The organism is Larsenimonas suaedae (genome assembly GCF_023712105.1).
Taxonomy (GTDB): Bacteria; Pseudomonadota; Gammaproteobacteria; order Pseudomonadales; family Halomonadaceae; genus Larsenimonas; species Larsenimonas suaedae.
This window is the reverse complement of record NZ_JAMLJI010000001.1, coordinates 1280047-1294462: the sequence shown is the minus strand read 5'-3', so window position 1 is coordinate 1294462 and position 14416 is coordinate 1280047. Positions and strand designations below refer to the sequence as shown.

7 protein-coding genes are annotated in these 14416 nt (G+C 60.7%); all 7 read left to right on the top strand.

The window, feature by feature from the left end; translation table 11 throughout:
* The coding region (locus tag NAT49_RS06005; RefSeq protein ID WP_251591865.1) for a VCBS domain-containing protein at positions 1–5455 on the top strand (5455 nt) is incomplete at its 5' end.
* A 35-nt stretch (positions 5456–5490) separates the two neighbouring features.
* Positions 5491–7704, top strand: coding sequence for a type I secretion system permease/ATPase (locus NAT49_RS06000; protein ID WP_251591863.1), 2214 nt, complete (start codon positions 5491–5493; stop codon positions 7702–7704).
* Complete coding sequence (locus NAT49_RS05995; RefSeq protein ID WP_251591861.1) at positions 7688–9079, top strand: HlyD family type I secretion periplasmic adaptor subunit; 1392 nt, start codon at positions 7688–7690, stop codon at positions 9077–9079. Before NAT49_RS06000 ends, NAT49_RS05995 begins: the two co-directional genes overlap by 17 nt.
* Positions 9080–9099: 20 nt before the next feature.
* Positions 9100–10404, top strand: a complete 1305-nt coding sequence (locus tag NAT49_RS05990; RefSeq protein WP_251591858.1) for a TolC family outer membrane protein — start codon at positions 9100–9102, stop codon at positions 10402–10404.
* 39 nt (positions 10405–10443) lie between these two features.
* Positions 10444–12369, top strand: a complete 1926-nt coding sequence (locus NAT49_RS05985; RefSeq protein WP_251591849.1) for an EAL domain-containing protein — start codon at positions 10444–10446, stop codon at positions 12367–12369.
* Positions 12370–12429: 60 nt separating this feature from the next.
* On the top strand, positions 12430–13080 hold the full coding sequence (locus NAT49_RS05980; protein WP_251591847.1) for a transglutaminase-like cysteine peptidase: 651 nt from the start codon (positions 12430–12432) through the stop codon (positions 13078–13080).
* Between the two features lie 123 nt (positions 13081–13203).
* On the top strand, positions 13204–14415 hold the full coding sequence (locus NAT49_RS05975) for an aspartate aminotransferase family protein (protein ID WP_251591845.1): 1212 nt from the start codon (positions 13204–13206) through the stop codon (positions 14413–14415).
* Position 14416 lies beyond the last annotated feature (1 nt).

Sequence of the window (14416 nt, the reverse complement as noted above, 5' to 3'; positions counted from 1 at the left end):
CACCATCACGGTCAACGGCACCGATGACGCCGCCGTGATTACCGGCAGCGACAGCGGAGCAGTGACCGAGGACACGGTGCTTACCACAAGCGGTGTGCTCACGGCCACCGACACCGACGCCGGTGAGGCCGGCTTCGTCGCGCAACCGAACACCACCGGCGCGTACGGCAGCTTCGCGATCGACGAGAGCGGCACGTGGAGCTATACGCTGGATAACGCCAGTGGCGACGTCCAGGCCCTGGGCGCCGGCGATCAGCTGACCGAGACCTTCACCGTCACCACCGCCGGTGGCGATACCGAGACCGTCACGATTACCGTCAACGGCACCGATGACGCCGCCGAGATCACCGGGGTTCAGACCGGCAGCGTGACTGAGGACACGGTACTCACCACCTCCGGCACCCTGACCGCGACCGACACCGACGCGGGCGAGTCCGGTTTTGTCGCGCAGCCGGGTACGGCTGGCAGCTACGGCAGCTTCGCGATCGACGAGAGCGGCGCGTGGTCCTATCAACTCGACAACGCTAATGGCGACGTCCAGGCCCTGGGCGACGGCGATCAGCTGACCGAGACCTTCACCGTCACCACCGCCGGTGGCGATACCGAGACCGTCACCATCACGGTCAACGGCACCGATGACGCCGCCGTGATTACCGGCAGCGACAGCGGAGCAGTGACCGAGGACACGGTGCTTACCACAAGCGGTGTGCTCACGGCCACCGACACCGACGCCGGCGAGTCCGGCTTCGTGGCGCAGCCGGGCACGATTGGAACGTATGGCAGCTTCGCGATCGACGAGAGCGGCACGTGGAGCTATACGCTGGATAACGCCAGTGGCAACGTTCAGGCCCTGGGCGCCGGCGATCAGTTGACCGAGAGCTTCACCGTCACCACCGCCGGTGGCGATACCGAGACCGTCACCATCACGGTCAACGGCACCGATGACGCCGCCGAGATCACCGGGGTTCAGACCGGCAGCGTGACCGAAGACACCGCGCTCACCACAAGCGGCGTGCTTACGGCCACCGACACCGATGCCGGTGAGGCCGGCTTCGTCGCCCAGCCGGGCACGGCTGGCGCGTACGGCAGCTTCGCGATCGACGAGAGCGGCACGTGGAGCTATACGCTGGATAACGCCAGTGGCAACGTTCAGGCCCTGGGCGCTGGCGATCAGCTGACCGAGACCTTCACCGTCACCACCGTCGGTGGCGACAGCGAGACCGTGACCATCACGGTCAACGGCACCGACGACGCCGCCGAGATCACCGGCGTTCAGACCGGCAGCGTCACCGAGGACACCGCACTCACCACCTCCGGCACCCTGACCGCGACGGATACCGATGCGGGGCAGTCCGGTTTTGTCGCGCAGCCGGGTACGGCTGGCAGCTACGGCAGCTTCGCGATCGACGAGGCCGGTAACTGGACCTATCAGCTCGACAACGAAAGTGGCGACGTCCAGGCCCTTGGCGCCGGCGACCAGCTGACCGAGAGCTTCACCGTCACCACCGCCGGTGGTGACACGGAGACCGTGACCATCACGGTCAACGGCACCGATGATGCCGCCGAGATCACCGGGGTTCAGACCGGTAGCGTGACGGAAGACACCGCGCTGACCACCTCCGGCACCCTGACCGCGACCGACGTGGACGCGGGCGAGTCCGGCTTCGTCGCGCAACCAAACACCACCGGCAGCTACGGCAGCTTCGCGATCGACGCCTCTGGAAACTGGACGTATCAACTCGACAACGAAAGTGGCGACGTCCAGGCCCTCGGCGCCGGCGATCAGTTGACCGAGACCTTCACCGTCACCACCGCCGGTGGCGACAGCGAGACCGTCACGATTACCGTCAACGGCACCGACGATGCGGCGGTGATTACCGGCAGCGACAGTGGGGCCGTGACCGAGGATACCGCGCTGACCACCTCCGGCACCCTGACCGCGACGGATACCGACGCGGGCGAGTCCGCGTTCGTGGTGCAGCCGAACACCACCGGCAGCTACGGCAGCTTCGCGATCGATGAGAGCGGCGCATGGACCTATCAACTCGACAACGAAAGCATCGACGTCCAGGCCCTTGGCGCCGGCGACCAGCTGACCGAGAGCTTCACCGTCACCACCGCCGGTGGCGACACGGAGACCGTGACCATCACCGTCAACGGCACCGACGATGCGGCGGTGATTACCGGCAGCGACAGTGGGGCCGTGACCGAGGATACCGCGCTGACCACCTCCGGCATCCTGACCGCGACGGATACCGACGCGGGCGAGTCCGCGTTCGTGGTGCAGCCGGGCACGGCTGGAACGTACGGCAGCTTCGCCATCGACGCCTCTGGAAACTGGACCTACCAGCTCGACAACGAAAGTGGCGACGTGCAGGCCCTGGGCGCCGGCGATCAGCTGACCGAGACCTTCACCGTCACCACCGCCGGCGGCGACACGGAGACCGTGACCATCACCGTCAACGGCACCAACGACGTTGCCGAGATCACTGGCTTGAATACCGGCACTGTTCAAGAGGATGCGCTCTTTTCAACGAACGGCATTCTTTCGGTAACCGATACAGATGACGGGGAATCATCGTTCATCCCGCAGAGCAATACGGCTGGACAGTTCGGTATGTTCACCCTTTTGAGTACGGGTGTTTGGACCTACTCACTCGATAATGCCAATGCTGACGTTCAGGCCCTTGGCGTCGGTGAGAGCATGACCGAAAGCTTCACCGTCACCACTGCCGGCGGCGACAGTGAGACCGTCACGATCACCATCAACGGAACCGACGACGCACCGGTTGCGACGCCGGATGCCTTCACGGTTGTCGAAGATGCGGTGCTGACCCTGTCGCAGACAGACCTTCTGGCCAACGACATCGATATCGATGGTGATGCGTTGAGCATCCTTGGTGTCGGCGGCGCCACCAACGGCGTTGTTCAGCTCAATGAAGACGGCACGATCACGTTCACGCCCGATGCCGATTTCTCAGGCGTAGCCTCGTTCGATTATGTGATCGGTGATGGCAATGGCGGCACCTCGATGGCCACTGCCTCGATTGGCGTCGTGGCCGTTGCCGATGCACCGATTGTATCCTCGACGCTTGGGGATACGCTGGAATCCATTCGAACGGTTGCCATCGCCATTACGGATGGTCCGACATCGATTTCTATCGAAGGAGAAAATGTCACTGGCGCCAATGTGGTGGAAGGGCCGTTTTCCACGTTCAATCTTGCGCCGGGTGTTGGCGGCAATACGCTCGGGACCGACATCATCGTGCTCGAAGGCAATCTGAATAGCCTGGTCGAGGGCGGCCTGCCGCTGATTTCCATTGATGGTGACGACAAGGATTATTTGTACGTAAAAGGGGATTTCTCCCTTTATGAGGTATTGCTCGGCGATTATGTGTTCGGCTCCGGCTATGACGGCACGTTGACGGATATCGCGACCGGCACCGTCATAAACCTCTACAACATTCGAGGGCTCATCTTCGAAGACGGCACCACGATTTTGCCCGATGGCGCGGTGTCGACCGTCACGGAAGGCGGGTATGACGTGGTTGGCCTTGACGTTAGTGCCCTTTTAACCGACACCGACGGCAGTGAGCAGCTCAGTGGCATTACGTTGAGCGGTATCCCCGAGGGGGTAATACTTACAGGCCACGACGCCGCCAAGCTGGAAAACGGCGATTGGTTCCTGCCCAACGCGTCTCAGTCGGATTTGAATGCTCTGTCGTTGACCATGCAGGTGCCGCTCGAGGCACCGTCATTCAACGTGACTGCAACGGCCACCTCGACGGAAATCAGCAATGGCGATGCGGCCTCAAGTAGCGCGACCAGCGAGAGCGTCGAGCGGTTTACGCTGCTGACCGGCTCGCCAAGCGAGGACACGCTCAACGGGACCAACAGCAGCGATATTCTGATCGGCGATGCGTCCGGGCTTCGGCTATTGCCCGGTCAAAATTACAACATTGCCATTCTTGTCGACTCTTCCAGTAGCTTGAGCGTCGAGGCGGTCGAGCAGGTCAAGGTGGCCTTGAGAGAGGCGCTTGAAACCCTCAAGGCCAGTGCGGATGCGCCGAATGCAGGCACCGTCAATCTGTGGCTGGCTGATTTCGACCATAAAGTCGAGCGATCAATTAGTATCGACCTGTCCGACGCCAACGCCATGGCCAGTATCGATTCTGTGCTCAACGCCATGACCAACGATGGCGGCACGAACTACGAAGATGCCTTCAAGACCGCGGCCAACTGGTTCTACAGCGACGCAGTCACATCGAACCCCGGCCAGAATCTGACGTACTTCATCACCGATGGACAGCCGACCTACTACCAGTACGAGTACTCAACGTACAAGGCGGTGGACTTCGCGTTGAGCAGCGATGTGTATTACACGTTCGATTCAAGTACCTACGTGCCGGGGCAGCCGGTGTACGTCAACACCGTCAACGGCGCATTCGAGGTCATCAGTGCCAATGGGGCAGTTTATGCTTATACCTCGGCGCTGATCGGGTACACCCGCTCCACGGTCGGTTACGTCGAGCCCAACGGTGAAGGCGGCTTCGAGCTGTCCTATCTTGCAGGCGATGGCACCGTCACCACGGGAACCCTGAATAACGCAAGCGATGCCTTTGCACTGCTCGATGCCGTCAGTACGGTTGAATCGATCGGCATTGGCGACTATCTCAATGCGTCCCAGCTCAGCGGATACGACTCCGACGGCGTCGTTCAGACCAACGTCGATCCGGCGGCGCTGTCCGAGGCGATTCTGAGCGATAACGTTCAGATCGTCGGGACAGCCGATACGGTCAAGGGTCTTGAGGGCGATGACATCCTGTTCGGGGATCAGATTGTGTTGCCCGGTATCGACGGCAGCGGTGAAGACGCGCTTCGGCAGTACATCGCGCAAAGCATCGGCGCAAGCGACCCCTCCGGGCTGACCCTTGAAAGCATGCACGACTACATCAGCGCCAATCCTTCCGAGTTTGACGTTGCCGATGACAGCGGCGGCAATGATCAGCTCTTCGGCGGTGCAGGCGATGACGTGCTGTTTGGGCAGGGCGGTGATGACCGGCTCGAGGGCGGCAGCGGCAACGACATTCTGACCGGCGGCAGCGGGGCGGATGTGTTTGCCTGGATGCGAGGCGATGAAGGCACGAATAGCCGCCCTGCAGAAGACCATATCAGGGATTTCAATATGGCCGAGGGCGATAGAATCGATCTATCCGACATGCTCGATGTCGCGGAAACCAACGTGGACGTGCTGGCCCAATACCTGCATTTCACCTCGGGCGGAGATGGCAGCAGTACGATCGAGGTCAAGGCCGGGGAAGGGGCGCCAAGCGAGGGTGTGACTCAAAAGATTGTCCTCGATAACACCGACATCACCTCACTCGGTGGATCGGACATCGAGATCATCCGGCAGCTGGTCGACAGCAATACATTGAAAACACAACTGGATGGGTAGGTTCGTCGCGCTCGAATCTGTCCTTTGGGGGCACCTTGGCAAACACCGCGACACCGTTACGCCCGGAACCTGCCGGTGAAAAAGAGCGTGACCCGCTGCTGTATTCGCTGGCGTTTCTGTCACGTCACTTTGGCACACCGCGCTCGGTCGCTGTGCTGGCCGATGGGCTGCCGCTTGATCAAGGCCGCCTGACTCTGGCACTGCTGCCGCGCTCGGCCTCGCGTGCCGGGCTTTCGGCACGTTTGGTCGACCAAAAGGTGCAGCGCATTTCGAGTCTGCTCATGCCGTGCATCGTGTTGCTCAAGAGCCAGCGCGCGATCGTTCTGCTGAGCGTCGATGAGCAGGCCGGGCAGGCCGAAATCTATGTGCCCGAGGCCGATGGGGTTGAGGCGTGCCCGCTTGAGTCGCTCGAAGAGCAGGCCACCGGAAAGGTGGTCTACATCAAGCGCGAGCACCGCTTCGATCAGCGCAGCAAGGAAACGGTCAAGCTGCCGGACGGTCACTGGTTCTGGTCGACGCTCAAGCTCTCGATGCCGATCTACCGTGACGTCTTCATTGCCTCATTGTTGGTCAATATCTTCGCACTTGCGGCGCCGCTTTTTGTCATGAACGTCTACGACAAGGTGGTGCCGAATCTGGCCTTCAACACGCTCTGGGTGTTGGCCAGTGGCATGGCAATCATCGTGGTGTTCGATCTGATCGTGCGTCAGGTGCGGGCCTGGTTTCTGGATGTGGCCGGCAAGAAATCCGAAGTGCTCATTTCCTCGAAGCTCTTCGCAAAGGCGATGAATCTTCGTATGGATGCGCGCCCGGCGTCGGTAGGCGGGTTCGTGAAGCACCTTCAGGAATTCGAATCCATTCGGGATTTCTTCACCTCATTGACCCTGACCACGCTGATTGATCTCCCCTTTGCACTGCTGTTTCTGGTGATTGTCTGGATCGTGGCCGGGCCTCTGGTTCTGGTTCCGATTGCTGCGCTGGTGATTCTTCTGGGCTACAGCATCGCGCTTCAGTGGCCGCTCAAGCGCAGTATCGAGCTGGGTTCACGGCTTGCCACCGAGCGTCAGGCTCGTCTGGTCGAAAGCATTGCCGGGCTTGAAAGCCTGAAGCTTGCCAATGCTCAGGGTGAGTATCAGCGCGCCTACGAGCGCGCCGTCGGTGAGATTGCCCGGTGGGGCGTTCACAGTCGAAACCTCTCTACCTCGGTCAACTCCCTCACCATGAGTGTGACTCAGCTGTCGACGGTTGCGCTGATTCTGGCCGGTGTCTATCAGATCAGCGACGCCGCCTTGAGCATGGGTGGGCTCATCGCCGCGGTCATGTTGACCGGCCGCGCCCTGCAGCCGCTGGCTCAAACGGCGCTTCTCATTACCCGCATCGGCCAGACGCGCAGCGCCATGGCGGCGTTGAATCAAATCATGGACTTGCCCGATGAGGTCGATGAAACCAAAAGCTACGTGCATCGCGAGCGCCTTCAAATGCAGTTCGAGTTCGACCACGTTCGCTTTCGGTATTCCGAAAATGCCCCGGATGTCATCCACGATTTGAGCTTTACCATCACGCCCGGCGAGCGCGTGGCCATCATTGGGCGCATCGGCGCCGGCAAGAGTACGCTTCAGCGTCTTATGAGCGGGCTTTACCAGCCCACCGGCGGCAGCATTCGTGTCGATGGGCTTGATCTGAACCAACTCCATCCGGCTGATCTTCGCCGCCACATCGGCCATGCCGGTCAGGATGGGTCGCTGTTTTACGGCTCGATCAGAGACAACATTCTGCTTGGTAATCAGCATGCCAGTGACGAGGCGCTTCAGCGGGCGGCAACGCTTGCCGGGGTGACCGAGTTCACTCGCGTCGACCCCGAAGGGCTTGATCGCCAGGTCGGCGAAGGTGGGCGGCTATTGTCGAGCGGTCAGCGTCAAGCGGTATTACTGGCTCGGGCGCTGCTGCCCCAACCCCCGCTTTTATTGTTGGATGAGCCGACGGCTCACATGGATAACCGCTCCGAATTTCGGCTTCGCCGTATGCTTTCAAGCCTACCTCGCAGTCAGACCATGATTTTGATCACGCACAAGAGCGCGATGCTCGATATTGCCGAACGGGTCATCGTACTGGATGGCGGGCGCGTGATTGCCGATGGCCCGAAGGACACGGTGCTGGCATCCCTCAATTCCGGAAAGGCCTCGAGCGGAAACGCCACGGAACCATCACCGGCCGAGGCTCGAGGAGGTCAGCATGGCACGGGGGGGTAAGTCGGCGATCGAGCGTGACGACATTCACTACCTGGATGACGCCAGTGCTGCGGTACTTCTGGCCACGCCCTGGAAATCGCGGGTTTTAATCTGGGTCGTGCTGGCCTTTTTGTTGACCGCAATCACCTGGGCGGCGCTTGCCCATGTGGAAGTGGTAACACGAGGGACCGGCGAGGTCGTGCCGTCCACACGGTTGCAAACGGTACAGAATCTGGAAGGCGGCATCGTACGCGATATTTTTGTCTCGGAGGGCGACATCGTCGAGCAGGGGCAGCCGCTTGTCCGCATTGATGATACGCGCGCCGGTGCTGATCTTGCCGAGCGTGAGTCGACACTTTCCGGCCTTCAGGCTCAAATCGCTCAGTACGACGCCGAGCTTGATTCGGTCACCATCGAGCACTCCGCTGAACAGTGGCTCGATCAGGTGTCGATCAGTGAGACCTCCCCCGCGCTGGACTCTGAATTTCGAGAAGCCCATCCGTCACTGGCCCAAGGCGCGATAGCTGCCTACCGCGAGCGTCTGCGTGGGCTTCAGGCCCAGCTCTCCCAGGCGCGTGAACAGATCACGCAGCGCCAGCAGGAACTTCGCGAACTGCAGGCCAAGGTCGAAAGCCTCAACCGCAGTTACCAACTTTCGCGCCAGGAACTGTCGATCACGGCGCCCCTGGTCAAGGAGGGCGTGGTCTCTCGTGTCGACCTATTGCAGATTCAGCGACAGGTCAACGACCTGCGCGGGGAGCTTGAAAGCACGCGCCTGGCGATTCCTTCCAAACGTTCCGAGCTCGATGAAGCGATCAGCAAGCGGGTCGATGTGGCTCAGCAGTTTCGCGTTCGAAGCGCCGATGCCTTGAGCGAAGCGCGCGCTCGGCTCGACAGCTTGAGGCAGGGTCGGTCCTCGCTGTTGGATCGGGTGGATCGAACGCTTGTGACGTCGCCGGTGCATGGCACGGTTCGCTCGATCAATATCAATACGATCGGCGGAGTGGTCGAGCCCGGTCAGAGCCTGATGGAAATCGTACCGATCGAGGATCAGCTGCTGGTCGAGGCCAAGGTGCAACCCAAGGACATCGGTTTTCTAAGGCCCGGACAGCCGGCCACCGTCAAGTTCAGTGCCTATGACTTCACGATCTATGGCGGGCTCAAGGGCACGGTCGAACGCATCAGTCCGGATACCGTGCAGGACGAGGAAGGCAATAGCTACTACGTCGTGCGCCTTCGAACCGAGCGCAACCACCTTGGGGCCGAAAGCGACCCCTTGCCGATCATTCCTGGCATGCAGGCCACCGCCGACATCATCACGGGTGATCAAACCATCCTGCAGTACCTATTGAAACCGATTTTACGCGCTCAACAAGGCGCGCTGCGCGAACGATAAGAAATCATCAGGGGAACGATATGAAACAACGTTGGTGCTGGTGGATGGCGCTGTGTCTTGCGCCCTCGGCCGTTCAGGCTCAAACCCTGGCCGAGGCCGTATCTAAGGCCGTGCATGAACATCCGATCACACGGGCCGAGATTGCCCGGTTTGAAGCGCGTGCCGCTGATACCCGGGCGGCCAAGGGGGCTTACCTGCCCTCGGTCAACGTTTCCGCGCGTACGGGGCGAGGCAGCTTCGAAAGCGAAGTCAATGGCATCGCCGCCAACTCCGAGCCCCACGATTATCGACGCGCTTCGGTCACGCTGACTCAGTTGATCTGGGACGGTAACGCAACCGTTGCCCGGATTCGCCAGGCCGGTGCCGAACAGGAGTATCAAAAACTTCAGGCGGCCGCAGCGGCCAACAGCGTAGCGCTTTCAAGCATCGAGGCGTATTTGAACGTGCTTCGGTCCGAGCAGCTTGTGGCGCTTGCCGAAAACAACGTGCGCCTCCATGAGGATACAGCCTCGGACATTCGTCGGCGCGCTGAACAGGGCGCGGGCACCACCGCCGATTCGACCCAAGTCGATGGGCGGCTTGCGCAGGCCCGGGCAAGCCTGATGGCGGCACGTAACAATCTGGCTGATGCGCGCTCGGCGTTTCAGCGCTACATCGGTGAGGCGCCAAGAGGGCTCAGTATGCCAGAGGCGCCGTCGCTTGAAGGGCTGCCTTCGTCCCTCGAACAGGTCGAGGCGCTGGCGTACAGCCAAAACCCGCTTCTGCTGTCGGCCAAGGCCTCGATTCGCTCCCAGCAGCACCAGCGTCAGGTGGAAAAGGGCGACTTCTGGCCGACGTTCAGCTTTGAGGCTAACCGCTCATGGGCCGAGGATTACGACTACGAAGGGGTCAGCGATAACGATTGGAGCACCGATCTGGTGATGAATTACAACCTCTATCGAGGCGGGATCGATTCGGCTGAACTGCGCGCTCAGACCCGCGAACTCGAAGTGGTTCAGTACGAAACCGATCGCGCCCGGCGCGAGGTCAACGATGAGCTTCGTCTTGCGTGGAACGCCCGCGATTTTCTCAAAAGCCAGATGCCTTATCTGGAGCAGCACCTCGAGTCGAGCAAGGCCTCCCGCGTGAATTATCGCAAGCAGTTCGACATCGGCCGTCGAACGCTTCTGGATCTTTTGGACAGTGAAACCGAGTACTACCAGGCCCAGCAGGCGGAGCTCCAGGCGCAGTTCGATCTGATGCGCGCGCGCTACAGGCTGCTTTCCGCGACCGGACAGCTGCTTGATACCCTTAAAGTCGACGTACGTTGGCCGAAAAATACGTAACACCACTGTCGTTGTCCCAGGCAGGTCAAGGAGCACCGCATGAGTCTTTATCGTCGGTTGGTCAGTGCAATCATCGTCTTGCTGTTGGCGTTTTCGACAGGCGTTTTCGTGATCGAGGTACAGCAGACGCGCGCCTCGCTCGAGACGCAGCAGCGCAATCAGGTCACCAATCTAACGCAGGCGCTGAGTCTGTCGTTGGTGCCGTTTGTTGAAGTCGGGGATTGGGTCGCGGCTGAAACCCTGATTCACGCGGCTTTCGATGGTGCGGCGGTCAAGCGTATTCAGCTCGACGCCGTCGGGCGCGACCAGCCTCTTGTGGTCGAGCGAACCGCGCCGGCCCACTCGCCGGAACTGTTTCAAAGCCTGGTTCGGTTGCCCGAGCAGGAAGGGCAGCGCGATGTAGGGGGCGGCTGGTCGCCGCTTGGAACGCTTTACGTCGAGGCCGACAACAATCCGGCCTACAACGAGCTATGGCAACTGGCGATCAAATTGTTCGGATTTCTCACCCTTAGCGTGCTGATTGCCGTGGTGGTGTGTACGGCACTGATCCGGTGGTTGTTGAAACCGTTGAAAACGCTCTCGCAGCACGTCAGTGACATGGAAATCCATGGCTTCAACAAGCCGCTTAAACCCACGCGAATCAAGGAGCTCGAGGGCATAACGCATGCGGTCAACCGTCTCGGCAAGCGTCTCAAGGAGCAGTATGACGCCCAGTCCGAGCAGGTTCGGCGGCTTCAGGCCATGGCCGAGCGTGACGCGGTCTCCGAGCTGGGTAACCGGGCCTACCTGGGTCGGGTGATGGATGAGTGGCTGGCTGCACCCGATGGTGGTTCGCTGATGATCGTTCAGTTCGATGCCCTCGATGATATTTATCGCCGCAACGGCTTCGAGGCGCGAGATACCGCCATTCGGGCGCTGGCCCATCAGCTTCGTGCCGCACGGCTCAATGGCGAGACCTTGAGTGCGGCCCGGCTTTCGGCCAACGAGTTTGCTGCCATTTTGCCGGATGCCGATGACGACGAGCGCTATCAGTTCATCGAGCAACTTCTGGCAACGCTTGACCGGGCGCTTGACGTCAATCCGATGGCCGACGAGCAAGGCGCGCGCTGTCATGCCGGTGTCGTGGTGAAAGAGCCCGGCGCCAAGCGGATGACCATGCTGGCCGCCGCCGACAAGGCGCTGCAGATTGCGCGCGAGCGCCAACTCAACTGGGAGCTGGCGCCGAGAGCGTCCGCCCTTGATGAGCGTAACCGTGGCGAATGGAAGCTGATGGTGGATCAGGCCATCGACGAAGACCGCTTCCTGTTCGTTGCGCAGCCGGTATTGACCCGCGATGGCAATGAATTTCACCGGGAAATCTTCCTGCGCCTACCGGAGGGAGAGCGGGTGCACTCGGCCGGAAGCTTTGTACCTGTGGTCTATCACTTCCGTATGGGAGACCGTCTGGACCGGTATGTCTTCGAGTGGATCGCCAAGCGCTATGAGTCCCTGCCGGAGCGGCTGGCGGTCAACCTGACCGCCGACACGCTTGGCAACTCTCACTCCCTGGATCAGCTCTGCCAGTGGTTTGAAAAACACCCCGAGGTTACGGCGCGATTGGATGTCGAGGTGTCTGAAAGCGATCTTCTCAAGCATCCGAGCGCCATCCAGCGGCTGAGCGATCATTTGCGGCCCCTCGGTGCACGGCTTGGCATTGACCGGTTCGCGCGCAACCTGCAGGTCATGCCGTATCTGGTGTCGCTGCGCCCGGGCTACGTCAAGATCGACCAGTCGTTTTTCGTGCGCGATGACGTGGACACCGAGTTGCTTCGAAGCCTGTGCATGGCCGCGCATCAGGTCGATGCGCTGGTGGTGGTGACACGTGTGGAAACCGAGGAACAGCGCAAGCGGGTCGAAGCGATCGGGGCCGATGGTTTTCAGGGCTTTCTCGCGCCCATCGAAGAGCTGGTGGCGACTCGCCAATAGCGACATCAGGCGGTCTTCGCCGGGGGCATTTGAACGGTTGTTCATACCGGAGGCGGTGGCATGCGCGTAGCGATGACGCTGATGTGGGCGCTACTGTGCTGGGTCGTCCCTGGCACGGTGGGGGCGGAGCTGGTCCTGCCGGTAAAATCACAGATTCGAGCCGTGTATGGCGACGCGGCGGTAACGCGCGTGACCCGCTGGGAGCGTCTGGTGACGCTGTCGAGTGATCTGTCTGTGTCTGAAAAGCTTGAGCGTGTGAACGACTTCTTCAATACCTTGGCGTTCAAGGACGACATCGTCGTTTGGGGTGAGGACGATTACTGGGCGACGCCGGTCGAGTTTCTCGGGCGTGGTGCGGGCGACTGCGAAGATTTTGCCATGGCCAAGTATCTTACTCTGATTGAGCTTGGCGTCAGCGACGCTCTGATGCGCCTTCATTACGTGAAATACATTCCCTACGATCAGTTTCATATGGTGCTTACGTATCAGCCGTCGTCCTCGGCCATGCCGCTGGTGCTCGATAACATCGATAAGGCCATCAAGCCCGCCTCGGCGCGTCGTGACCTGCTTCCGGTCTACAGCTTCAACGCCAATAACATGTGGCTTTCGAAACTGGACCGCGATGGCAAGGCCATGGGCAGCTCAAGCCGGTTGAGTCAGTGGCAGGAATGGCGCACGCGGATGCTCAACAAGCAAATGCGCCGCCCCTGAGGCGTGGTTGGTCAGGCAACAACGCACTCACAGGGGTTAAAGGTTTCATCCAAAAAGCACCAAGGGTATAAATAGGGGAAGGCACTCGGCCTTTCTTTATTGTTTCGATTCGGAGATACCCTGATGAGCTGGACACCCACCCGCGATGATTTTGATCAATACATGGTGCCGAATTACTCGCCGCAGCGTGTGATTCCGGTTCGCGGAGAGGGCAGCCGTCTTTGGGATCAGGACGATCGCGAATACATCGATTTTGCCGGGGGGATCGCGGTCAACGGCCTCGGTCACGCCAATCCGGTGTTGCTGTCTGCGCTCAAGGAACAGGCCGACAAGGTCTGGCATCTGTCCAATGTCTACACCAATGAGCCGGCGTTGAAGCTTGCCAAGACCCTGGTTGAGCATACGTTCGCCGAAAAGGCGTTTTTCTGCTCCTCCGGTGGTGAGGCCAACGAGGCCGCCCTCAAGCTGGTTCGTCGCTACGCCTTTGAAAAGTTCGGTGAGCAGAAAGACAAGATCATCTCCTTTCGTCAGTCCTTTCACGGGCGCACGTTCTTCACGGTAAGCGTTGGTGGGCAACCCAAGTATTCCGAGGGTTTCGGGCCGGTGCCCGGCGCCATCGAGCACGCTCAATACAACGATCTTGAAAGCGTCGATGCGCTGATCGACGACCGTACCTGCGCCATCATTGTCGAGCCGGTTCAGGGGGAAGGGGGTGTAACGCCTGCCACGCCCGAGTTTCTTGAAGGCCTGCGCGAGCGCTGTGATCGCCATCAGGCGCTTTTGGTGTTCGACGAGGTGCAGTGTGGCATGGGCCGAAGCGGCGAACTGTTTGCGTACATGGGCTATGGGGTCACGCCGGATGTGCTGACGTCTGCCAAGGCGCTGGGCGGTGGCTTCCCGATCGGGGCGATGCTGACCACGACAGACATCGCCTCCGTTTTCCAGCCGGGCACTCACGGCTCGACCTATGGCGGCAACCCGCTGGCCTGCGCGGTGGCGCTGGCGGCGGTCGAAACCATTGCCGATCCTTCGCTGCTTGACGGCGTCAAGGCGCGTCATGCGCGGTTCCAACAGCATCTTGAAACACTCAACCAGAAACACGGCGGCATTTTCAGTGAGGTTCGGGGTAAAGGGCTTCTGATCGGTGCCGAGCTGTCCGGTCATCTCGAAGGTCGTGGCCGAGACGTGCTTGCCGCGGCCATTGACGAGGGCCTGATGATGCTGGTCGCGGGCCCCAGTGTGCTGCGATTCGCGCCGTCGCTCATCATCACCGACGACGAGATCGATCAGGGCATGGAGAGCCTCGACCGAGCGCTCGCCTCGCTCGCGGAGTAAG